The following is a 22,688-nucleotide window of genomic DNA, read 5'->3' on the forward strand; positions in this document are numbered from 1 at the left end:
GCCCACCGCCGCCATGGCAGTCAGGGCCCCATGACGGCGGTGGGCGGTGCCTGAGCCGGGAGTTGGCGTTGCGCATGGTCCTCCGCGTGCGCGGAGCTTGGGGCCGGACAACTACCCGCTGGACATCACGACACGGTTCACCTCCGCGTGCGCGGAGCTTGGCCCCCCGGGTCCTGGCCCGATCGAAGGCCGTGAGCGCGAGGTCCGCGTTTCCGGCCAGCGCCTCACGGCGCCCCGGCTCCAGCGGTCCCTCCGCGTCACCGGACCCGAACGGGGCGCCCCTTGCCAGCGTTGAGCTCCTCGAAGGAGACGCGCTCGGCGTGGACGAGCGAGGCGAAGGAGCGGTGCCGGTCGCCCAGACCGGGGTACCAGCTCGCCCAGATGTAGGCCGCCCACTCCCCGTCCGGGGAGACATCGCCCGCGTCCAGGAACCAGAACTGGGCGTCGGTGTCGTAGGCCACACACATCAGCGGGCCGACCAGCCCCTCGTCCTCGTCCTCCAGGTCCTCCTCGTCCAGACCGATCATGTTCGCAAGGCTGTCCCACTCCAGTTCGGCGGTGGAGCTCATCCCGTAGACGAACGCCCCCATCCTCCCCCAGCCGTCGGACGCGGCGAGGAAGGAGCGGTAGCTCGGCGGCAGCCGACGGCCCAGGCGCTCCTCCACAGCCGCGATCCGCTCCTCCGGGGCGCCCTCGTTGCCGAACCAGGACGAGGTCCGCTCCTCCCCACCCACCTCCTCCCCTTCGGCCTCGGCGACGCGCAGCATGTCGGCGCTGTACTCGGTGAGGTAGGTCCGCCACTCCTCGACGGTCACCGGCAGCGCGGGCGCGTCCCCGCCCTCCGGGGCGACCGCCAGGCCCATGAACGTTTCCGGACCGCTCCGCGCCGTGTGGCGCAGCCCGTGGAAGGCCTCGTAGGCGCGGTCCTCGGCGAAGAAACGCACCCGGTTGAGCTGGGTCTGGTCCGCACCCGCGTTGCGGGTGACCTCCAGCCGCAGGTACCGCCAGGGCGTGTCCGCGCCGGGGCCGGTGACGGTGAAGTCGCGCGCCAGACGGCGGGCGGGGAAGGACTCACCGGACCGGGCGTCGAGGAGGGTCCACTCCCGCCCGTCCGAAGACCCCAGCAGGGACCAGTCCGCGGGGTCGCGGTCGGGGGAGTCGCCAGCGGAGTCCAGCACGTAGTGCCGGACGGTGACGGGTTCGGACATGGTGAAGTCCAGCCGGTCGGCGCGACGCCGTGACCGCCACTTCGTGGCGGCGAAGTCGAGCAGGTTGAGGGCCACATCGCCCACCTCGGTGTACTCGTCTCCCGCCCGCACCGAGCACACCATGCGTGTGAGGCCCTCCGCGTCGAGGCTCTGGGTCGGGTCCAGTTCGACGGCGCGCAGCAGCACCGTGCCTCCTCCGCCCTCGCGGTCGGCCCAGTCGACCCGCGCGAGCGGGGGTCCTCCGTCCTCGACGAGCAGGCGTAGCTCCCGGCCGCCGCCCTGGATCCGGAACCGGTGGCCGGGACGTTCGGGGGGTTCGTCCAGACGGGTCCCCCGCCACTCGTACTGGACCCCGTCGAGGGTGACGCGTGTACCGGTGAACGCGTCCATACGGGGGTCGAACACGGCCACGGCCTCGCCGCCCTCGCAGTCGCGCCAGCCGATCCGGGCCGGTGCGACCGGCTCCCCCGGTTCGATGAGGACGCTGAGCCGGGGGGTTCGCGTCCACTCCCGAGCGCCGACGCGTCGGCGCTCGGTGGAGAAGGCCAGAGGGGTCGTGTGTCCGGTCATCGGGTTCCCAGCGGTGAGGGGGTGGGGGCCGGTCGGAGGGGAGGCGGGTGCCGCTCGCCCGCGCGTCCGCAAGGAGGGTACGGGCGCCCACCGACGTTCCGGTCCCCGGCCGGCCCCGGTCTCCGTGACACCGCCCGGGTCCGGGAAGGCGCGCAGAGCCCCGGCTCCAAGGAAGCCCCCCGGCGCGGCCAGGACCCCCGGCCCCGGACCGGGTCGCCTCCGGGACAGAGTTCTCTCGTCCACCGGGACGACCGGCTCCGACCAGGGCAGGATCACGGACATGCCCGAGATCATCAAGCAGAAGGCCCGCGCGATCCTGTTCGACCGGCAGGGGCGGCTGGTGCTCATCAAGCGGACCCGTCCGGGCCGCGCCCCCTACTGGACCACGGCCGGGGGAGGCGTCGAACCGGAGGACGCCTCCGTGGAGGCGGCCCTGCGCCGCGAGGTCCTGGAGGAACTCGGCGGACGCGTCGACCGGGTACGCGAGGTCGTGGTCCTCACCGACGAACACCCCGAGGGGACCCTCGTCCAGCACGTGTTCGTCGCCCGGTTGACGGAGACGGACCCCTCCAGCCGTACCGGACCGGAGTTCTCCGACCCGACGCGGGGAACCTACGAGACCGTCGTCCTCCCCAGTACGGATACAGCCCTTCGGAGCATCAGCCTGCTCCCGGACTCGCTGGCACGGTTCCTGGAGGACAACCTGCGCGACCTGCGCGACCTGGTGGCCGATCCCCGCACGGAGACGCCCCGCGGGTGAATCCGCCAGCCCGGACCGACCGGACAGCGGTGGAGAACCCGCCAGAGGGACACGGCTGGCGGATCGGGGACACCGTGCGCCGCGGAACGCGAACGGGGAAGGTCCCGTCGTCCCCGCGTGCGCGGAGCCCGGGACCCTCCCGTTCTCTTCCGGTGTGCGCGGCTCAGATCACGGAGCCGGGCCCCGGCCGGGGCCGCCCGCGCCGTCCCGTCGACGGTCGCTGCCCGTCTGGCGGGCGATGAGCAGGCCCCGGGCACACGGCCGCGCGAGGCCGCGCGAAGCGGCTCACTCCGTCTGCCGCCGGCGGTGCGGCCCGGGACCGGGCACCGGTGTCGAGCGTCCGGACACGCCGCCCAGGTAGGTCACGACCGGCGCTCCCATGTGCGGGGAGGTGTCGACGACGGCTTCGACCCCGTAGACGGAACGGACGAGCTCGGGTGTCAGCACGGCGGCGGGCGTGCCCGTCGCCGCGATCCGCCCGGCGTGCAGGACAGCGACCCGGTCGCAGTAGCGTGCGGCCAGGTTGAGGTCGTGCAGGGCGGTCACCACCGTCATGTCGAGCGATCGCAGCAGGGTGAGGACGTCGAGCTGGTAGCGGATGTCGAGGTGGTTGGTCGGCTCGTCCAGCACGATCACCTCCGGTTGCTGCGCGAGCGCGCGGGCCAGCTGGGCGCGCTGTCGCTCACCGCCGGAGAGCGTCCGCCACGACCGCGACCGGTAGGCGCGCATCCCGGTGAGGGCGAGCGCCTGTTCGATCGCGGCACGGTCCTCGCCGTCCAGCCCGGCGAAGGTGCCGCGGTAGGGCGTCCTGCCGAGCGCCACGGCGTCGTCGACGGTGATGTCGGTGTGCACCTCGGGTGACTGTTCCACGATGGCCACCCGCCGGGCGACCGCGCGCCGGGGCAGGGAGCGGACCGGTTCCCCGCCCAGGAGCACCGTTCCGGCGTCTGGACGCCGGAGCCCCGCCAGGATGCGCAGCAGTGAGGTCTTGCCCGCCCCGTTGGGCCCGAGCACGGCGAGCACCCCGTTGGAGCGCGCCCGGATCGAGACCCCGTCGAGGATGCGTGTCCTGTCGACCGACCACGTGATGCCGTTCGCCTCCAGTGCCGTCATTGCCGGGCCGCCCTTCCCAGGACGACCGCGAACACCGGTGCGCCGAGCAGCGCCGTGATCACTCCCACCGGGATCTCGTGCGGCGAGAACGCCGAGCGGGCGAAGGTGTCGACCCACACCAGGAAGATCGCGCCCCCGAGCCCGCTGAGGGGGAGCAGCAGGCGGTGCGCGGGCCCCGCCAGCAGACGCACGACGTGCGGTACGAGCAGCCCGATGAACCCGATCGCCCCGGAGGCCGCGACGGCCGCCGCCGTGACGAGCGCGGTGAGGACCATGAGCGTCACCCGTGCCAGGGTCACGTTGATCCCGAGCGAGGAGGCGGTGTCCCAGCCGAAGGTGAACGCGTCCAGGGCCGGGGCGAAGAACAGGCAGCCGACGGCGCCGAGCACGATGACGGCGGACGCCACGAGCAGCGGCTCCCAGCGTGCGCCTCCGAGCGAGCCGAGCAGCCAGTACGTGAAGCCCCGGGTGGCGTCCGCGTCGCCGTCGAGCATCAGCACGAGCGAGGTGATCGCGGAGAAGAACTGCGACACCAGCACACCGGTGAGCACCACGCGGGCGGGGTTGGAGACGCGTCCGCCCCCGATGAGGACCAGCACGATCGCGAAGGCGGCCAGCGCCCCGGCGAAGGCGCCCGTGGAGAGGGTCACCGCGCCCGAGCCGAGCCCGAGCACCATGATCGCGACCGCCCCGGTGGACGCCCCCGAGGAGACCCCGAGCAGGTACGGTTCGGCGAGCGGGTTGCGGGTGATCGACTGCAGCACCGCGCCCGAGACCGAGAGCCCGAGACCGACCACGGCGGTCAGGAGCACGCGCGGCAGACGCGACTCCCAGATGAGGGCGTCGATGAGCGGCGGCGCCGCCGGGACGGGGGCGAGGGCGCCCAGCCCGATGTTGCGCAGGATGATCCCGAGCACGTCGAGCGCCCCGATGTTCGCCGTGCCGACGAAGGCCGCGACGACGATCGTCACGCACAGCGCGAGGACGAAGGCGGCGACGACGAGGGACGAGCGCAGCCTGCCCGGTGTGCGTTCGGGAGGGACCTCGGCGCCGCCCGCCGCCGCCCGCGCCGCCGGCGGGTCGGCGTCGGGGAGAGCGTCCGCGTCGGGCGGACCGGTCCGCGAAGGGTCGGTGAGTCTGGTCATCTCAGCGCGAACACCACGACATCGTCGTAGTACCGCCAGATGACCCCGGTTTCGGCGAATCCGGCGGTACCGAGCGCCTGCAGGTGCAGTTCGAGCGGTGCGTGCGGTGTGGGCGGCCGGTCGGCGAAGCGGCGCTCGCGCTCGGCGTGGTGCTGTCCGAACGCGTCGTGCGCGACGGCGTCCGACCACCACTCGTCCCAGGTCCGCACACCCCGCGAGTGCGCGTCACGCTGGGTGCGTTCGTCGTCGGCGGCCGCCGCCCCGGTGAGGAACGGCTGCGAGCGCGGGTCGTAGCGCAGGTGGTCGGCGTTCATGAAGACGCCGTCGGCGGGGAGCAGGGCGCCCAGGGCGTCGTAGACGGCGACGAGCTGGGCCGGCTCCAGCCAGTGGAGCGCGGTCGAGGAGACGGCCACGTGCACCGGCCCCTCGGGCAGTCGGGCCCTCCAGCCGGGCGCGGCGAGGTCGACGTCGACCGGCGTGAAGCGTGAACCGTGGCGCTGACCGAGCCATGAGCCCGCGATCGCGAGCAGCACCGGGTCGTAGTCGACCCCGATCACCCGGGCGCCCGGGAACCGGTCGAGGACGCGCTGGGAGAGGCTGCCGGGGCCGCACGCCAGGTCGAGAACGGTCATGCCGGTCCCGTCGGCCCCGAACGCGTCCGAGGAGGCGCAGGTCCGCGCGATGACGTCGAGCATGATCTCGAACCTCTGCTCGCGGTGGGTGATGTAGGCCGCCTGTTGGGCGTCCCAGTCACCGATGAGCCGTTCGAGGGCGTTCCCTTCGAGGGTGTTCGTGGTCGTGGTCGTCATCACTCGATCTCCATGTCGATGAGGCCCTGCGCGATGGTCGGGACGGCCTGCACGCTGTGGACCGACGGGTCCATGTGCTGCCCGGGGACGACGATGAAGCGGTCGTTGACGACGGCGTCCATGGTCGAGGTCAGGGGGTCGTTCTTGAGGAACTCGATCTTCTCCTCGGCCGTGTCGCCGGGGTATCCGCGGCTCAGGTCGGCGAGCACGAGCACGTCGGGGTCGCGCTCGGCGACCTCGTCCCAGCTGACCTCCGGCCATTTGGTGGAGGCGTCGCCGAAGGCGTTCTCGGCGCCGAGCATCTCGGTCACGGTCTGCGGGAGCCCGCCGGGTCCGGCGACCGACGGAGTGGAGGAGGACGACGCGGTGGAGTAGAACCAGACCAGGCTGGGCGTGCCCTCGATCTGTTCGGCGGCCTGGAGTCCCTCCTCGACCACGGCCCGCTGCTCGGCGACGAGCTCTTCGCCCGCGTCGGGCACGTCGAAGATCCGGGCGATCGTCTCGATCTCGTCGAAGAGCATCTCGAAGGTCGCGCCGCCCTCGACGGCCTCGTGGTAGGTGCAGTCGAACTCGCTCAGGTAGGTCGGGACGCCGAGCTCGTGCAGTTCGGCGCGCTCACCGGCGTTCTCGGCGGTGAGGAACGAGGCGAAGGACGAGTAGACGAAGTCGGGCTGCGCTTCGAGCAGGGTCTCGTGCTTGAGCAGGCCGTCCGTGAGCAGGGGGATGCTCTCGTAGGCGTCGGCGATGTCGCTGGGGACGGGGTCGGTCTCGTACGAGGTGCCCGCCATGCGGTCGGCGAGGCCGAGCTGGACCATGATCTCGGTGGCCGACTGGTTCAGCGAGACCGCGCGCTCGGGGGCCCGCTCGACGGTCACCTCGGTGTCGCAGTTCTGGATGCTGAGGGGGTAGGAGGTCGTGCCCTCGCCCGCTGTAACCGCGGAGTCGGTCCCGGAGGCGGGTGCCGCCGCGCACCCGGTCAGGGCGAGAGCCGACACGACCCCCACGGTTCTGATAATGATTTTCAGATTCATGCCGGTAGGCTACAGCGCCTCCACCACCAGCACGTACTCCACTGCGTGACGGCCGAGGGGGCGCCCACGGCATCCCGCGGGCGCCCCCTCCAGGGCGCGGGGCCCCGGACGGAACCCGAAAACGCGACTCCGGAAGAAGCGGGACAAACCATCCGGGACGCCCGTTTCCCCACGGGCGCCACGGATTGCGGGACCGTCAGGCGGAGTGGCGGCGGACCACGATCACGTTGTCCGTGACACCGGCCGTCGTGCCGTCGGGGCCGTTGGCCACCCGTTCGGCGCTCTCGCAGCGTTCGGTGGTCCAGCCGTCCCCGAGCATCAGTGTGACAAGGGTCTCCTCCGGCGTGGGGAACGTGGGCTCCTCGTCCCCGAAGCGCCAGGACCAGGGCGCGGTGGACGCGTGGTCGACGAGTATCAGGCGTCCGCCGACCGCCACCTGCCGCGCGGCGCGGCGCAGGACGTCCTCCCGGCCGAACGCCACCGGGCTGTGGAAGTAGCAGGCGTAGACCAGGTCGAACGGTCCGGCGGGCAGCGAACGGGACAGGTCGTGCCGCTCGGCGCGCAGGCGGTCCAGGCCCTGCGCGGCGGCCATGTCGGCGATGCGCGCGACCGCCGTGGCCGAGACCTCGGTCGCGGTGACGTGCCAGCCCAGGGAGGCCAGCCACCGGGCGTCTCCGCCGCGGCCGGAGCCGAGGTCGCAGGCGCGGCCCGGCGCCAGTTCGAGGTCGCGCACCAGCTCGGTGAGCCGGACGTTGGGCGGGGGCGCCGTGACGGTCTCGGCCGACCGGTGCAGCGGTTCCCAGAACTCGGCGCTGGGCGAGGTGGGGTTCTGAGCGTCATGTGTCATGCGGCGATGCTCACCGACACCCGCGATTACGGACAAAGAGTTTTGCCGGAGCAGCAAACTCGCAGGCCCTGGGCGGGCCGCCGAAGCCGCCCCCCGGACGTCGGCGCCTCCCAAGCGGCCCTGTCGGCTCTCGCGGCGCGGAAGCGCGTCACGGTCGATGACAACGGCGATCTCCCCGGTGGGCCGAGCCGTGTGGGATCAGGACGGCCCGCCGAGCGGGGACACCGCGACCGGCCCGCGGGCGCGGACCCTGCCGACCTCGGTGTTCCCCCCGGAACGGACGTCCCCGTACCCTCCACAGCCCTTCTTCGAGTGACCCAGCACACTCGCGTTTCTATAGAAAACGATTATCGTTTTCAAATAGCATCGCAAGCGACCGCGCGGGCCCGGGGCACGACGGACAGATCACACCCTGCCGCCTCGGGACGCGCGGTCACCACGCCCCCGACCGAAGAGGTGGGCGCCCGGCCCAGCTCCCACCGGCCTCTCGCCCGGCCCCGGGAGCGGGTCGGCGCCCACCCGTTCACGAGGGAGGGGGCTCCCCCGGGTCCGCCGCGACGCGTACACGTGTCCGCACCCCGCGGCCTCGGGCGTCCGTGCGGCTGGACGCCGTCGGCAGGTCGCCGCGGGTCAGGACCCGGTCGCGGACCGCCCGCCCAGGTGGCGGGCCAGGAAGCGCTCCAGCCTCCCGTACAACTCGATGTTGCTGTCCGGGTTGGTGAACCAGTGGCCCTCGGTCTCGTTCAGCAGGTACTCGACCTCGGCGCCGCGGGAGCGGAGCGCGTCGAAGACCCGGTCGGAGTTACGCCGGTGGACGCGGACGTCGTTGGCGCCGTGGATCAGCAGAACCGGCGCGGTGATGTCGTCGACCCGGCTGATGGGCGAGCGGGCGAGCATGTCGGCCCTCTGGCGGGGGTCGTCCGGGTCGCCGATGTAGCGCAGGTAGCTGTTCTCGACGGTACGGCGGGCGAACGGGACGACCGACTCGACGAGGTCGACCAGGTCGGACATTCCGGTGTAGCTGACCGCGGCGGCGAACCTGTCCGGGGTGAACGCCGCTCCGACCAGCGCCGCGTAACCGCCGTAGGAGCAGCCGTAGACCGCCACCCGGTCCGGGTCGGTGTAGCCCTGTTCGACCGCCCAGTCGAGGGCGTCGATCAGGTCGTCGTGCATGCGCCCGGCGAACTGGCCGATCGCGGCCTGTGTGTGGGCCTTGCCGTAGCCGGTGGAGCCGCGGAAGTCGACCTGCAGCACCGCGTAACCGCGGTTGGCCAGGAGTTGCACCTCCGGGTCGTAGCACCAGCTGTCGCGGTACCACGGTCCGCCGTGCACCAGCAGCACGGTCGGCAGGTCGCGCGGTTCGACCCCGACCGGCAGGGTGAGGTGGCAGGGCAGGGTCAGGCCGTCGCGGGCGCTGACGGTGACCGGGGTGACCGGGGCCAACTCGGCCGGGTTCAGGTGGGGGAAGGGCCGGAAGAGGCGGCGCGCCCGTCCCGTGGCGTGGTCGTAGAACCAGGTGACGCCGGGGTCGCGGTCGTGGGTGAAGTCCACCACCCAGCGCCGCGCCGCGGTGTCGCAGGAGACGTGGGCCAGGTCGCCGTCGGACAGCTCGGCCAGCCGCGGCAGGACCTCGGCGAAGCGCGGGTCGAGCGCGTGGATCTCCTGACGGGTGCCGAGGTAGCGGGCGCCGAGCAGGTCCCCGGTTCCCGGGTGCAGGATCAGCGAGGACGGGAAACGCGGGTCGGCCTCGGGGCGCGGGGTGTCCAGGTCGAACACGGGGTGGCTGTCCACGCCGGCCTGCTCGCCGGTGTCCAGGTCGAGCCGGACCAGGCGGGTGCGGTCGGAACCCCGCGACGAACCGATCCACAGTCCGTTCCCGTCCGGGGTGAGCACAGCCGGGAGGATGCCGAAGAGGGCGTCGGTGCCGGGGAACCGGGCGATCGCGCGCCGCGCGCCCTCGGTGTGCTCCGACAGCACGTGGTCGCCTCCCTCCTCCATGGTGAACGCCAGCAGCCGGTCCGGGGTGCGCAGCCAGGCGAGGACGTCGCCGGGGTTCTCCGCGGCGGTGGTCAGGCGGCCGGTCTCCAGGTCGAGCTCGAACAGGTCGGCCAGGTCGGGACGGCGCATGTTGAGCTGTACGAAGGCGGTGCCGGGGCGGTCCGGCGGGAGTTGCGCGCCGAGCAGCCGCACGCCCTCGAAGGGGGTCAGGTCGACCGCGGGCTCGTCGGGCCGGTTCGGGTCCACGCGGTGCAGGTGCCAGTTCTCGTCGCCGTCGGCGTCCTGCTGGAACAGCAGGTAGCGGCCGTCGGCGGTCCAGAAGAAGGCGTCGATGTTGCGCCGGGTGTCGGAGGTGACGCGCCGGACGCCCGGGGCGTCGGCCTCGTGTACCTGGTCGGGGGCGGTCCAGTCCGAGTCCGGGTCGCGGACGAACACGTTGAGCCGACCGCGCCAGGGAGCGAGGTAGGCGACCCTCGTGCCGTCGGGTGACAGAAGGGCCCGGCTGCGGACGGGCGGGCCGAAGAACTCCTCGACGGTGATCAGCTTGGGCGGAGCGGTCATGGCGGTCCTCGTGGTCGACGGGTTCGTGCACGCCCGAGTCCACTCCCCGACGTCGCGTCACACTCAAGGCCGGAGGGAGTGACCCGCGCCACACCCGCTCGTCGGCCAAGCGCTCCGGAGCCCGGTCAGACCCCGTCCGACAGGGCCAGCCGCCGCTGGACCCGGCGCAGGACGCGGTGCTGCACGGGTCGCAGGGTCCGTCCGTTCAGTTCGTCCATCAGGGTCGAGGCCCGCGCGTCGGACGGGAACAGGCCGGCCAGGCGCGCCACCACCGGTTCGAGGCGCGCGACCAGATCGTCGGTCAGTGCCGCCACCTCCTCCTCCGGGGTGTCGGGACCCAGGGCGTAGAAGCGTTCCGTCAGCGGTGCGAGCGCGGCCGTGCCGTCGTCCACCTCGCCGAGCAGGGCGGCGAGTCCCGCCGGGCCGTCCCCGCCGAGCAGATGTCCGACCAGGACGAGCTGTTCGTGCTCGTAGCGGGCCATGTCCTCGGGCATGTCCGGGTCGGGGGCGGAACGCAGCTCCGAGAGCTCAGGCGGCAGGTCGGGCGGGGCGCCGCTGCGGCGCAGCGCGGCGATGCTGGCGCGGCGGGCGAGGAGCCGTTCGACCTCGGCGGCGGCCCGGCGGTCGAGCTCGTCGAGCAGTTCCTCCGCGGCCGCCGGATCGTCCAGTACCGCGGGCAGCTCGGACAGCGGTACACCGAGGGCGGTCATCCTCGTGATGCGCAGGAGCCGGACGAGGTGGCCCACGTCGTAGCGCCGGTAGCCCCCGGCCGAGCGGGGCGGCTCGGGCAGCAGCCCGATCTGGTGGTAGTGGCGCAACGTGCGTACGGTGACGCCCGCCAGTTCGGCGAGCTCGCTGCTGAGCATCGGTCGGCTCCTTCGGCTCCGGTTCGCGCGGGTGGCCGGCGGCCCCGGACGGCGGTTCCGCCCCGTCGCGTCGACGACGGTAGCGCGGGCCCGGGGTTCTGTGGTCGACACGGCGACGGGGAAGGGTGCGCGGAGCCGCGCAGGGGCCCGCCCGTCGCGGGTTCGCGCGTTCTCGACATATGCCCTTGGAGCGGATAGCATACCCAACCTAGTTGATACATCATCTAGATTGGGCGGCTGTGAAGCCTGGGCGAAGGGGACCGCAGTGAGCGGCGGACACGGCAAGAAGGCGTACGAGGGTGAGTCGATCACGGTCACCTTCGAGGCGGAGCGCTGTCAGCACGCCGCCGTGTGCGTCAACGGCCTGCCCGAGGTGTTCGACACCCGGCGGCGCCCGTGGATCCAGCCGGACGGCGCCGCCGCCGACCGCCTGGCCGAGGTGATCCGGCGCTGCCCCTCCGGCGCCCTGCAGTACCGGCTCGCGGACGGCGCGCGGTAGGCCCCCGGCCGACCCCGCACGCCCACCGCGCGAGCACCCCTTCACGAGCTTGGAGCCCAGCAGATGCCGCTCGCAGCGCAGTTCCACGAATACGGCAGCATCGAGTCCCTACGCGTGGTCGACGTTCCGCCGCCCACCGCGGGCCCCGGACAGGTACGGCTCGCGGTACGGGCGGCCGGTGTCGCTCCGGTCGACTGGAAGATCCTGCACGGCCACCTGGGCCGGGTGGCGCCCTCCCGCCTTCCGCTCGGTCTCGGCTTCGACGTGGCCGGGGTGGTCGACCAGGTCGGTACGGGAGTGGCCGACCTGAGGGTCGGTGACGAGGTGCTGGGGGCCGCCGCCACGCCCTCCTTCGCCCAATCGGCGCTGGCCGACCCCGCGGTACTCGTCGCCAAACCGGCCTCGGTGCCCTGGGAGGTCGCCGGGACGCTGGCCGGTTCGGGCATCACCGCCTGGGAGGTGCTGAACGAGCTCCGGGTCGCCGAGGGCGAGACCCTGCTCGTCCACGCCGCCGCCGGCGGCGTGGGCACGTTCGCCGTGCAGATGGCGGTGGCCCGCGGGGCCCGCGTCATCGGTACCGCGAGCGAGCGCAACCACGAGCGGATCCGTTCGTTCGGCGCGGAGCCGGTCGCCTACGGCGCCGGACTGGTCGAGCGCGTACGGGCCCTCTCCCCCGGAGGCGTGGACGCCGTCCTCGACGCCTCCGGCCGAGGCGAGATCCCGGATTCGGTCGAACTCGCGGGCGGCCCGTCGCGCGTCCTGTCCGTCGTGGTCCAGGACCCCGCGGGGACGGGTATCCGCACCCATGTGACCCAGCCGGCCGTGGACGGACGCGAGGCCCTCCGCGACATCCTGGCCCTGATCGAGGCGGGCCGGCTGCGGGTGCCGATCGCCGGGACGCACCCGCTCGACGAGGCGGCCATCGCCCTGGAGGAGAGCCGGGCCGGGCACGTGAGCGGCAAACTCGTGCTGCTCCCGTGACGGGCCCGCGGCCTCCGGCGGTCGGGGCGGCCGAGGACACCGCCCGCGGTCCGACGGAGGCGGCAGCGCGCAGGCCCCCGCGGTGAGGTCCTGCGGTGGACGGGTCCAGGAGAGGACCCGCCCACCGCGGGCCGGCGCGGCCCCGGCCCCGGACGCCGGCGGTTCCGCGCACCGGCACGGCTCAACCCGGCCCCGGGCCTCCGTAGGTGCGCCCCAGCTCGGACCGCGCGGTGATGCCCAGCTTGGCGAACACGTTGCCGAGGTGGTGGCCCACGGTGCGGTGACTGATCCGCAGCTTCGCGGCGATCTCGCGGTTCGTCATCCGCTGAGCGGCGAGCCGGGCGATCCTGTCCTCCTGGGCGGTGAGCCGGACGCCCTCTCCGGCGCCGGGGCTCCCCCGGCGGCCCGGGGGGCCGGTGAGGTCCCGTTCACGCCGCGCCCGTCGGCTGAGCGGCTCGGCCCCCAGGCGGTCGAACGCCTCCAGGGCGCTCCCGAGGTGGACACGCGCGTCGGTCCGCCGACGGCCCCGCCGCAACCACTCGCCGTAGAACAGCTGGGCGCGGGCGCGCAGAAGGGGTTGCGACCGTGTGCCGGGCACGTCGAGCGCGGCCTGGAAGGCGTCCTCGGCGCGGGGGCCGTCCAACAGCGCCTCGGCGGCGTGCGCGGCGGAGCGCGCCCACGGCGCTCCGGTGCGCCGCGCCCAGGCGTGCAGCCGCCGCATCCGCTCCTCGGCGACGTCGAACCTCCCCACGTGCACGGCGGCCTCGGCGGTGTCGAGCGCGGCCAGCAGCGCGAAGGTCGGATGCGCCGCACCGTGTGCGGGGTCGGCCAGGCGCAGCAGGGTGTCCAGCGCTTCCCCGGGACGCTCCTGGAACAGGCTGTTCATGCCGCTGATCCAGTAGGACGCCGCGCTCACCGCACGGCTTCCCCGCGGGAGCGCGGTGCGCAGCACGCGTTCGGCGGCCTCGGCCGCCCGGTGCTCGTCACCGCGCACGGCGGCGAGCCAGCCCAGGCAGTTGCGGCAGTGGGCGGCGATCTGGTCGGCGCCCACGTCCTCCGCCAGCCGCAACCCCTCCTCGGACGCGGACTCCGACTCCGCCCAGCGGCCGGCGAAGCCGTCCAGCGTCGCGGTATGGGCCAGGACGTCGGCGAGCCGGGCCGGTTCGTAGCGCCGCCGCAGGTGCGGCGCCCGGCGGCGCAACGCGTCCCCCACCGCCGTGTCGATGCCCCAGACCACCGCGAGGGGAGCGGGCGGAAGCAACCGCAGCGGCGTCCTGCGAGCCCGGGCGAGGGCGTCGGCGAAACCGGTCGCGTCGGTCGGCACGGCGTCGGCGGCCGGGTCGTCGCTCCACCAGGCCAGGAGGACGGGAAGCCCGTCCCGCTCCTCGACGTCGAGTTCCAGCAGCGATTCCAGCGCCCCGGCCGCCAGGTCGCCGCGTCCGGCCGCCCAGCCGGCGCGCATGGCCGTGGTGCCCAGCTCCAGCGCCGTGCCCGGGTCCGCGACCAGCTCCATGTCGGTGGTCAGGTAGTGGTGGGCCAGTTCGGGGGCGCCGCGGGAGGACTCGATGACGCCGCGCAGGCCGTGGCTGCAGCGGGCGACGTGGGTGCCCGGGGCCAACCGCTCCGCGTCGTCGAGCAGGCGCTCCGCGGTGGTCGCCCACCCGGCGTCCCAGGCGGCCCGCGCCGCTCCGGCCAGCCGTCGGGAGGCGTCGATCGGCGCCGACGAGAGTTCGGCGGCCCGCCGCAGCGCCCACGCCTCCGCCGCCATGGCACCGCGGAGCCGGGAGCGGGCCGCGGTCCGTTCGAGCAGTCCGGCGACGTCCTCGTCGTGGTCGTGTGCCGCGGAGGCGAGGTGCCAGGCGCGCTCCTCCGCCTCGTCGGGCAGCGCGGCGGCCAGGGCCCGGTGCGCCCGCCGCCTCTCCGCGGCACCGCAGCAGTCGTAGACGGCTCTGCGCACGACGGGGTGGCGAAACCCCACTCGGTCTCCCCTCACGCGCAGCAGACCCGCGTCCTCCGCCTCGTCCCAGGCGGTGTCGTCGACGCCGAGGGCGCGGCCGGCCCGCCGCACCACGAGCAGGTCACCGTGGTCCTCGGCCGCCGCGAGTACGGTGAGCAGCCGCACCGGGGGGCTCAGGGCCTCGATCGCGGCGCGGAAGGCACGGCGCAGCCGCGGTCCGACGGGCGGCCGCAGCCGTCCGGGGAGGGGCTCGGCCTCGTCGGGGCGCCAGTCGGCCCCGACCGCCTCCAGCAGCGCCAGGGGGTTGCCCCCCGCCTCCTCGACCGCCGCCCGCACCAGGGCCTCGTCGGCGCGCGGGGCCGCGGTCGCGTGCAGGCGCCGCGCGCTCCCTTCGGTGAGGCCCTCGACCCGCACGTCGGGGACGCCCTCCCATGGCCGGGCGGTCGGGTCGCCTTGGTCGGCCACCAGCACCACCACGGGATGCGCCGCCACACGCCGGGCGAGGATGCCCAGGCACCGCGCGCTGGCTCCGTCGAGCCACTGCGCGTCGTCCAGGGAGACGAGGACGGGCCGCTCCTCGGCGATCGCGCAGAGCAGCGACAGCACGGCCGCCCCCACCGGGAGCGGGTTCGCCGGGACCTCACCCGCTTCGAGCGCGGTGCGCAACACCGCTCCCCCGTCCGGCGGCGACTCCATCCGCGCGGCCACCGGTCGCAGCAGCCCGTGAAGCCCGGCGAAGGGCAGGTCCGACTCCGACCGGGCGGCCCGGTGGCCGAGCCGGACGAAGTCCGCGGCCCGGTCGTGGGCGTAGCGCAGCAGAGTGGACTTGCCGATGCCCGGTTCGCCCCACAGCGCGAGGGCACCGCCCCTGCCCTCGCGGGCCCCCGAGAGGAGCCCGTCGAGGGCCGCGGTCTCCTCCTGGCGGCCGATCGGCTCCGCCACCGCCGGGGGGAGCACGGCTCCGGCGGTGTGCGTGTCCGGATACGGCGGGTTCACGGCGCCCGCTCGGCGGTGAGGGGCCCGTGAGCGGCACCGGTGGGCGGGTGCGGTCCGCGTCCCGGCGAGCGTCCCCGGTTCACGGCGACTCCCGGCGGAAGAAATGTGTGTCCATGGCCCAAGGCTGCCCAACGACTCCCTTCAGCGACAAAACGACCCTGACCCGGTCAGGGGAAATGACCCCCTCCGGTACCCTGCGCGCATGGCCAGATCCCGACCGACCGACACGTCAGCGGCTTCCTCCGCCCGTAGTGGTGCGGACGACGGCTTCGAGCGCATCGACGACGAGACGTGCCGCAGCTTCCAGCGCTCGGTCGAGCTCGTCGGCGGGAAGTGGACCGCCTCGGTGCTGTTGGCGTCCGTGCGGGGCGCCCGCAGGTTCGTCGAGTACCGTGCGCACGTTCCCGGCATCTCGAACCAGCTGCTGTCCCAGCGCCTGCGGGAACTGCGGTCCCACGGGCTGATCGACCGGACGGTCGTGCCGACCACCCCGGTGCAGATCCTGTACCGGCCCACCGAACGCGGTGTCGGGCTGATGCGCGTCCTGCACCCGCTCGTCGAGTGGAGCGTCGAGAACGACTCGGAGCGGCGGACCGCGACCGACGACGACCGGTGAACCCGCGCCCCGGCCGTCCGGGACCGGGTGGCGGAGTCACCCGTGCGGCGGTACGGGGCCGTCCGCCCGGGACGTCGCTCACTCCTCGGGAACCGGTGCCGCTGATCCGCTCCCGGACCGCCCCCGTTTGATGGCGGCCTCGACCGCGGTGCCGATACGGCGCAGCGCCGCGAGCTCCTGCGGCCCGAGGCCGTCGATCAGGTACTCGCGGACCGCCGCGACGTGCCCCGGCGCCGCCGCCGCCACCGCCTCGTAACCGGCCCCGGTCAGTACCGCGTCGGTGCGCCGACCGGCCCCCGGGACCCGGACCCGTGTGAGCAGTCCGCGTTTCTCCAGACGCCCCGCCACGTGCGACAACCGCGACAGCGACGCCGACGTGCGCGCGGCCAGCTCACTCATGCGCAGGGTGTGCTCCGGCTGCTCGGAGAGCACCGAGAGCACCATGTACTCGAAGAAGGTCATCCGGGCCTCGCGCTGCATCCGCGCGTCCAGGGCGGCCGGCAGGCTGATCATGAGCGCGGAGTTGGCCAGCCACGCCGCCAGCTCGTCGGGCTCCAGCCACCGCGTTCGCGCGGCCGAAGGCGCGGCCCCTTCAGCGTGGAGGCCCTCCCCGGCCTCCGTCCCCTGGGACGCGTCCCGGTCCGGCCCGTGCCCACCCGCCGTGTTTGTCGCCATGGCCCCATCCTAACCACCGTTGTTGACGCATCAAGTTGAGTCGCGTAGAACTTGATGCGTCAAGTTCGAACGGCCCGGGGCGCACCGGCACAGGTGCGCCGCCGCGGACCGGCGACCCCCTCCAGGAAGGACCACGGCATGCGGACCACATCGCTCGGCGGACTCCAGGTCCCGCGCATCGGCCTCGGCGTCATGGGAATGTCCGCGTTCTACACCGGAGCGGGCCGTGACGACGACGCCTCGGTCCGCACCATCCAGCGTGCCGTGGACCTCGGCGCCACCCACCTGGACACCGCCGAGGTCTACGGGCCCTACGTCAACGAGGAACTGCTGGGCCGCGCGATCAGCGGGCGCCGCGACCGGGTCGTCATCGCCACCAAGTTCGGCCTCGTCTCCCACACCGGCCGACCGGGCCCCGACAGCACCCCCGCCAACATCCGCGCGGCGGTGGAGGGCTCCCTGCGGCGCCTCGGGACCGACCGCATCGACCTGTACTACCAGCACCGCGTCGACCCCGGCACCCCCATCGAGGACACGGTGGGCGCGCTGGGCGAACTGGTGGCCGCGGGCAAGGTACGCCACATCGGCCTCTCGGAGGCGGCCCCGGCGACGATCCGCCGGGCCCACGCGGTCCACCCCCTGGCCGCCGTCCAGACGGAGTACTCGCTGTGGACCCGCGACGTCGAGGCCGACGTGCTGCCCGCCCTGCGTGAACTGGGCATCGGCCTGGTCCCCTACTCGCCCCTCGGGCACGGTTTCCTCACCGGCGGCATCCGCTCGTTGGACGGCCTGGACGCCGCCGACTGGCGGCGCACCAACCCCCGGTTCACCGGCGGCAATCTCACGCGCAACCTGCGCATCGTCGACGAGGTGAGCGAGGTCGCCGCGGAGGCCGGGGCCACACCGGCGCAGGTCGCCCTGGCGTGGCTGCTCGCGCGGGGTGAGGGCATCGCTCCCATCCCGGGCACCAGGCGCACCGACCGCCTTGAGGAGAACACCGCCGCCGACGGCCTGCGGCTCACCAGCGCACAGAGCACCCGGCTGGACGAACTGGCACCGGCCTCCGGCGAGCGCCACGCCGCCGCCGACATGGCCGTCGTCGACCGCTGAGAAGGCGGCGGGGCGAGCACCGCCCCGCCCGCCGACCGAACCGATCGGCTCCCCGGCGGTGGCGTGACGCCTCCCGGGACGGCCCCACATCTTCCACGACCCCGCAGCGGACCGGACCTACGGACCAGCCGTACGCCGACCGCGCGTCAAGAACGGAACCGCACATCATGTCGAACAACCCGATCCGTGTCGGCGTCATCGGAGCCGACACCAGTGCGAGCTGGGCGGGGGCCTCGCACATCCCCGCCCTGGCGGCGCAGCCGGAGTTCAGGTTGGCCGCCGTGGCGACCCGGCGCGAGGAGAGCGCACGCCGCGCGGCCGAGGTCTTCGGCGCCGAACGCTGGTTCGCCGACCCCTACGCACTGATCAGCGACCCCTCCGTCGACCTCGTCACCGTGGCCGTCAAGGTCCCGGCCCACCGCGAACTCGTGCTGGCGGCACTCGCGGCGGGCAAGGCCGTGTACTCGGAGTCCCCCCTGGGCGCGACCGTCGCCCAGACCGAGGAGATGGCCGCGGCGGCGGGTCGGCTGCACACGGCGATCGGCCTGCAGGGGCGGCACAACCCCTCGGTGCGCCGCGCCGCGCAGATCGTGGCGCAGGGCCGACTGGGGCGACCGCTCTCGGCACGGGTCACCGCGACGACGTTCGGCAACGGCCCGGAGTCGGTGAGCGCCTACGCCTACTTCGACAAGGCGGCGGCCGGAGCCGGTTTCCTGACCGTCGCGGTGGGCCACGTGCTCGACGTGGTCGAGGCGGTCCTCGGACGCGTCACCGAGATCGACGCGCGCACCGAACTCCTGTGGCCGCGGGTACGGCTGACCGACACCGGCGAACTATCGGCCCGGGAGACACCGGACCACCTCGACGCCGTCGTCAAAACCGCCTCGGGGGCACCGGTGGGAGTGCAGGTTCTAGCGGGCGTACCCGCGGCGGACGCCCGTTTCGGCCTGGAGGTCCGCGGAACGGACGGCTGGCTGGCGCTGACCGGCGACCACCCCGCGGGTGTCCAGGTCGGCGACCTCGCGCTGACCTCGAACGTGGAGTTCGAGGCGCCCGACGCCCCCGTCGCCACCGGCACCGGACCGGCCGCCGCGCAGGTCTGGGCGGGCGCCTCCGTCAACGTGGGAGAGGTGTACGCCTCACTTGCCCGCGACATCGGGAACGGGACGTACGACACACCGGGATTCGAGCACGCCGTCCACAACAGCCGACTGGTCGCCCAGGTGGAACGGGCCGCGCGTACCGGCCTCCGGCAGCACCTGCGGCGGTGACCGGTCCGAAGGCGCGGGCCGTGACCGATACGGCGACCGATTCGCGGACCCGAACGGCTGCCGTAGGTTCAGTCCCGCTCGGGGCCCTTCGGCCCGGACCACACCGATTACGGGAGTCGTTGATGAATGCTGTCCTCGGTCGCTTCGGCGTCGGCGGGGCCCTGTGAGGGGGCCGCTCCGTACGACCACACCCGCGCGGGCCGCCGTGATCGAGAAGCGGGACGGGCCGTTCGAGTTCCGCGACGTCGAGGTCGAGGAACCCCGGGCGGACGAGATCCTGGTCCGGATGGTCGCGACCGGGATATGCGCGACCGACGCCCACGTGCGGGCCCAGCGGATGGCGACACCGCTGCCGGTGGTGCTGGGGCACGAGGGCGCGGGGGTCGTCGAGCGCACGGGAAGCGCCGTCACCTCCGTCGCGCCCGGCGACCACGTCGTGCTGTCCTACCACTCGTGCGGACGCTGCAAGCCGTGCGTCTCCGGGCACGCCGCCTACTGCGACGACGTCTGGGCGGCGAACTTCGCGGGTGCCCGCCTGGACGGGTCGAACGGGCTGCACGCCGTCGGCGGCCCCGGGAACGACCGCGAACCCCGCGGCCACTTCTTCGGGCAGTCCTCCTTCTCCACCTACGCCCTCACCCACCAGCGCAACACCATCAGGGTGCCCGCCGACCTGCCCCTGGAGGTCATGGCCCCGCTGGGCTGCGGTCTGCAGACGGGCGCCGGAGCCGTGCTCAAGGCCCTCGCCGTTCCGGTGGGCGCGTCCCTCGCCGTGTTCGGCGTGGGCGCAGTGGGCCTGGCGGCGGTCATGGCGGCGCGCGTGGCGGGCGCGGCCACCATCGTGGCCGTCGACGTCGACGCCGACCGGCTCGGACTGGCACGCGAACTGGGAGCGACCCACACCATCGACCCACGGATGGTCGGGGACCTGGCGGCCGCGCTCCGCGCGGTCGAGGAGCGCGGCATGGAGTACGTCCTGGACACGAGCGGCCGAGCGGAGAACCTCGACGCGGGTGTCGGCGCGTTGGCGCCCATGGGGAGGTTCGGCTTCGTGGCCTTCCACGAGGGCGGGGGCGCGGTGGTCGACGCGGGCCGCCTCACGATGGGCCAGTCCCTGCAAGGCATCATCCAGGGCGACGCCGTCTCACCGCTGCTGGTCAACGAACTCGCCGAACTCTACCGGGCGGGCCGGTTCCCGATCGACCGGCTGCTGTCCTTCTACGACTTCACCGACATCAACACCGCGTTCGACGACGCGGGCTCGGGCCGGATCACCAAGGCGGTCCTGCGGTTCACGCCACCGGAATAACGCGGCCGTACGGACGTGCGCCTCGCCGAGGGCCGCACGTTCCACGAGAGCCGAGAACGAGGAAAGGTGTTTCACCGATGTGCTCCAGCAGTCAGAGAACCATCACCGCCGACGACGCCCCGGACTTCTACGGGATCGACCACTACGGCTTCCCCCGGGCCGGGGAGGACGACCCCTCCGACCCCGAGGGCTACTACCCCCCGTACCTGCGGAGTGAGCGCTTCCAGAAGTACGGCTACCACGTGGAGGAACTGCGCGACGGCTTCTACTGGGTCACCAGCGCCGGTTACGACGCCGCGTTCGTGGTGAGCGGCGAGGGCGTGGTCGCCATCGACGCACCGCCGACGCTGGGCGAGAACATGCTGGCGGCGATCGAGGAGGTCACCGACCAGCCGGTGACCCACGTGGTCTACAGCCACTGGCACGCCGACCACATCGGCGCCGCCTCCGTGTACGGCCCCGACGTCGAGATCGTCGCCCACCGCATCACCAAGGAGCTCCTGGAGCGGTTCCCCGACCCCAAGCGCCCGGTGCCGACGCTCACGTTCGAGAACGACCACGTCCTGGACGTGGGCGGCGTGGAGCTGCACCTGTCCTACAAGGGCGAGAACCACTGCCCGGGGAACATCTTCGTCTACGCCCCCCGGCAGAAGGTGCTCACCGCCGTGGACATCCTGAGCCCGGGCTCCGTGACGTTCATGCACTGCGACGCCTCGCAGAACATCTCCGGCTGGTACGAGGCGCACTCCCAGATCCTGGAGTACGACTTCGACTTCTTCGTCGGCGGGCACCACATGCACTACGGCACCCGTGAGCAGGTGGAGCTGTGCGTGGAGTACTTCGCCGACGTGCTCGAAGGGGCCACCGCGGCGGTCGATCGGTTCAGCGGCTCCGACGCGCTGGTCGGCATCCTGGCCGGCGCAGGCCAGGACAGGGTCTTCGTCGGCACGGAGAACTGGATCAACTCCATGGCGAACCACACCACCCGGCACGTCCTGGAGAAGCGGACCAGCAACGGGCAGCTGTGGTGGGAGCGCCTGGCGGGCGCCACCACCCAGACCAAGTACCACGCCTACACCGTGCTGGAGTCGATCCGGTTGGAACGGCCCCGCCCCGACTACCGCCTGCGCGGGACCAACCCCCCGCCCTTCCAGACCTGACCCGGCCGTACGCGGAAGGCGTGCGGGTTCGAGGAACGCGGGAACCCGGCGGGCGGGTCGGCGCGCCGCCGGGTCCCGCGCCCTTACGGGTGCGGGATCCGTGTCCCGGCCCTGGTCCGGGCCGGACCGGTGGTCACAGGTGCGGGGTGATCAGCTCGACGACGTTGTTCTTGGAGGAGGGCCCGATCCGGGTGGCGACGATGTTTCCGTCCTTGAAGACGTGCAGGGTGGGTATCGCCGTGATGTCGTACACGGGAGGCGTCTGAGGGCTCCGGTCGATGTCGAGCCGGGCGATGGTCACCCGGTCCGCGTACTCCTTGGCGGCCTCGGCCAGGACCGGGTCCAGCGCCCTGCACACAGCGCTCCACTCGGCCCGGAAGACCGCCAGGACGGGTCCCTGTGCTCGGACGACCTTCGCTTCGAAGTCAGCGTCGGTGACGTCCAGGACGGTACCGCTCATGTGCTGTGCTCCTTCGTGGACAAGAGGCGGGAACGACACCACCCATCGTCCCCGTCCCGCGGTCGACTCCGTGGTGGAATGGCGCGAACACCGTCGTCCTGTGGGGGTTCGTGGTGGTACGCCCAGCCCCGGGGGCGGACATCCGGAACGCCGCAAGGCGGGTTTCGGATACGCCGATGCGCGGGACCGGCAACTGAGCCCGCGCTCCGGCGCGCGGCGCTCCGGAAAGCCTCAGCTCCCGCGGCCGGGGAGCACGCCCAGCAGACCGGGTCGCGCTCCCCGGTCCGGGCGCGGTGCCGCCCGAGGCCCGTGGGCGGTTCCGGCCCTCGGTGGTACCGGTGGCCGCCCGTACGGGGTCGGGTCTCCGCCGCGTGGTCGGCGGTGGCGAGCCGACCGAGCCTGTCCCGGTTCCCGGAGACGAGCGCGACGGAGGACTCCTCGCGGCCGAACCCGCGATCGGCGTCAGCAACTTCGCCCCCGAGCACCTGGAGCGCCTGATCGACCAGACCGACGTCGTGCCCGCCCTCAACCAGAGCGAGCTGCACCCCTACTTCACCCAGCCCGACGTCCAGCGGGCCGACGCCGCCCACGGAGTGCTCACCCAGGCGTGGTCGCCCATCGGCGGCATCACGTTCTATCCGGGCTGGGGCGAGGACCGCGTCAGCGTCATGGACGTCCCCGCCATCGCGCGGATGACCGTTCACGGGAGCGGCCGCCATGGGGCGGCCGACGCGGTCGAGGTGCGC

At 73.4% G+C, this 22,688-nt stretch carries 19 protein-coding genes; 8 read left to right on the forward strand and 11 right to left on the reverse strand.

Translation table 11 applies throughout. The features are described 5' to 3' along the window. Positions 1 to 257 precede the first annotated feature (257 nt). On the reverse strand, positions 258 to 1,778 hold the full coding sequence (locus tag UIS43_RS06860; RefSeq protein WP_370012796.1) for an SMI1/KNR4 family protein: 1,521 nt from the start codon (positions 1,776 to 1,778) through the stop codon (positions 258 to 260). Between the two features lie 280 nt (positions 1,779 to 2,058). Here UIS43_RS06860 and UIS43_RS06865 point away from each other — a divergent pair, with 280 nt between their 5' ends. Then, on the forward strand, positions 2,059 to 2,538 hold the full coding sequence (locus tag UIS43_RS06865; RefSeq protein WP_117197861.1) for an NUDIX domain-containing protein: 480 nt from the start codon (positions 2,059 to 2,061) through the stop codon (positions 2,536 to 2,538). A gap of 285 nt (positions 2,539 to 2,823) precedes the next feature. Here UIS43_RS06865 and UIS43_RS06870 read toward each other — a convergent pair whose 3' ends face one another. The 7 genes from UIS43_RS06870 to UIS43_RS06900 form a co-directional block, all read right to left on the reverse strand. Then, a complete protein-coding gene (locus UIS43_RS06870) occupies positions 2,824 to 3,651 on the reverse strand; it encodes an ABC transporter ATP-binding protein (RefSeq protein ID WP_370012798.1) in 828 nt (275 codons plus the stop codon). Beyond that, positions 3,648 to 4,796 carry a FecCD family ABC transporter permease gene (locus tag UIS43_RS06875; protein WP_370012800.1) on the reverse strand — a complete coding sequence of 383 codons (1,149 nt, stop codon included), beginning with the start codon at positions 4,794 to 4,796 and terminating at the stop codon, positions 3,648 to 3,650. Before UIS43_RS06875 ends, UIS43_RS06870 begins: the two co-directional genes overlap by 4 nt. Then, the gene (locus UIS43_RS06880; RefSeq protein WP_370012801.1) at positions 4,793 to 5,605 is read right to left on the reverse strand and encodes a trans-aconitate 2-methyltransferase; all 813 of its coding nucleotides are present in this window, start codon (positions 5,603 to 5,605) and stop codon (positions 4,793 to 4,795) included. Before UIS43_RS06880 ends, UIS43_RS06875 begins: the two co-directional genes overlap by 4 nt. Continuing rightward, entirely contained in the window at positions 5,605 to 6,636 is a 1,032-nt protein-coding gene (locus UIS43_RS06885) for an ABC transporter substrate-binding protein (protein WP_117197857.1), read from the reverse strand. Before UIS43_RS06885 ends, UIS43_RS06880 begins: the two co-directional genes overlap by 1 nt. A gap of 196 nt (positions 6,637 to 6,832) precedes the next feature. After that, positions 6,833 to 7,483 carry a class I SAM-dependent methyltransferase gene (locus UIS43_RS06890; protein ID WP_370012802.1) on the reverse strand — a complete coding sequence of 217 codons (651 nt, stop codon included), beginning with the start codon at positions 7,481 to 7,483 and terminating at the stop codon, positions 6,833 to 6,835. A 630-nt stretch (positions 7,484 to 8,113) separates the two neighbouring features. Next, positions 8,114 to 10,042 (reverse strand): alpha/beta fold hydrolase, encoded by a 1,929-nt coding sequence (locus tag UIS43_RS06895; RefSeq protein ID WP_370012804.1) that lies wholly within the window; start codon positions 10,040 to 10,042, stop codon positions 8,114 to 8,116. 125 nt (positions 10,043 to 10,167) lie between these two features. Continuing rightward, a complete protein-coding gene (locus UIS43_RS06900; RefSeq protein WP_370012805.1) occupies positions 10,168 to 10,908 on the reverse strand; it encodes a MerR family transcriptional regulator in 741 nt (246 codons plus the stop codon). A gap of 265 nt (positions 10,909 to 11,173) precedes the next feature. On the opposite strand from UIS43_RS06900, the gene UIS43_RS06905 reads away from it, so the two are divergent. Both UIS43_RS06905 and UIS43_RS06910 read left to right on the forward strand, forming a co-directional pair. Beyond that, positions 11,174 to 11,407 (forward strand): (4Fe-4S)-binding protein, encoded by a 234-nt coding sequence (locus UIS43_RS06905; RefSeq protein ID WP_013153684.1) that lies wholly within the window; start codon positions 11,174 to 11,176, stop codon positions 11,405 to 11,407. A 63-nt stretch (positions 11,408 to 11,470) separates the two neighbouring features. Next, positions 11,471 to 12,388, forward strand: a complete 918-nt coding sequence (locus UIS43_RS06910) for an NADP-dependent oxidoreductase (RefSeq protein ID WP_358454532.1) — start codon at positions 11,471 to 11,473, stop codon at positions 12,386 to 12,388. 181 nt (positions 12,389 to 12,569) lie between these two features. On the opposite strand, the gene UIS43_RS06915 is transcribed toward UIS43_RS06910, so the two are convergent. Beyond that, positions 12,570 to 15,341, reverse strand: coding sequence for an AAA family ATPase (locus UIS43_RS06915; RefSeq protein WP_370012807.1), 2,772 nt, complete (start codon positions 15,339 to 15,341; stop codon positions 12,570 to 12,572). Between the two features lie 202 nt (positions 15,342 to 15,543). Here UIS43_RS06915 and UIS43_RS06920 point away from each other — a divergent pair, with 202 nt between their 5' ends. Beyond that, positions 15,544 to 15,957: a helix-turn-helix domain-containing protein gene (locus UIS43_RS06920; RefSeq protein ID WP_117199067.1), complete on the forward strand. Its 414-nt coding sequence runs from the start codon at positions 15,544 to 15,546 to the stop codon at positions 15,955 to 15,957. A gap of 78 nt (positions 15,958 to 16,035) precedes the next feature. Here UIS43_RS06920 and UIS43_RS06925 read toward each other — a convergent pair whose 3' ends face one another. Next, the gene (locus UIS43_RS06925; RefSeq protein WP_071622318.1) at positions 16,036 to 16,632 is read right to left on the reverse strand and encodes a MarR family winged helix-turn-helix transcriptional regulator; all 597 of its coding nucleotides are present in this window, start codon (positions 16,630 to 16,632) and stop codon (positions 16,036 to 16,038) included. A gap of 138 nt (positions 16,633 to 16,770) precedes the next feature. On the opposite strand from UIS43_RS06925, the gene UIS43_RS06930 reads away from it, so the two are divergent. From UIS43_RS06930 to UIS43_RS06945, 4 genes are all read left to right on the forward strand, one after another. Continuing rightward, positions 16,771 to 17,742: an aldo/keto reductase gene (locus UIS43_RS06930; RefSeq protein WP_370012808.1), complete on the forward strand. Its 972-nt coding sequence runs from the start codon at positions 16,771 to 16,773 to the stop codon at positions 17,740 to 17,742. A 167-nt stretch (positions 17,743 to 17,909) separates the two neighbouring features. Then, positions 17,910 to 19,013 (forward strand): Gfo/Idh/MocA family protein, encoded by a 1,104-nt coding sequence (locus UIS43_RS06935; protein ID WP_117199066.1) that lies wholly within the window; start codon positions 17,910 to 17,912, stop codon positions 19,011 to 19,013. Between the two features lie 205 nt (positions 19,014 to 19,218). Further along, entirely contained in the window at positions 19,219 to 20,322 is a 1,104-nt protein-coding gene (locus tag UIS43_RS06940) for an NAD(P)-dependent alcohol dehydrogenase (protein ID WP_370012809.1), read from the forward strand. Positions 20,323 to 20,399: 77 nt separating this feature from the next. After that, positions 20,400 to 21,482, forward strand: a complete 1,083-nt coding sequence (locus UIS43_RS06945; protein ID WP_117199064.1) for an MBL fold metallo-hydrolase — start codon at positions 20,400 to 20,402, stop codon at positions 21,480 to 21,482. A gap of 133 nt (positions 21,483 to 21,615) precedes the next feature. On the opposite strand, the gene UIS43_RS06950 is transcribed toward UIS43_RS06945, so the two are convergent. Beyond that, positions 21,616 to 21,942 carry a co-chaperone YbbN gene (locus tag UIS43_RS06950; RefSeq protein WP_071622321.1) on the reverse strand — a complete coding sequence of 109 codons (327 nt, stop codon included), beginning with the start codon at positions 21,940 to 21,942 and terminating at the stop codon, positions 21,616 to 21,618. Positions 21,943 to 22,688 lie beyond the last annotated feature (746 nt).

It is taken from the genome of Nocardiopsis sp. LDBS0036 (genome assembly GCF_041228755.1).
Classification (GTDB): domain Bacteria; phylum Actinomycetota; class Actinomycetes; order Streptosporangiales; family Streptosporangiaceae; genus Nocardiopsis; species Nocardiopsis dassonvillei.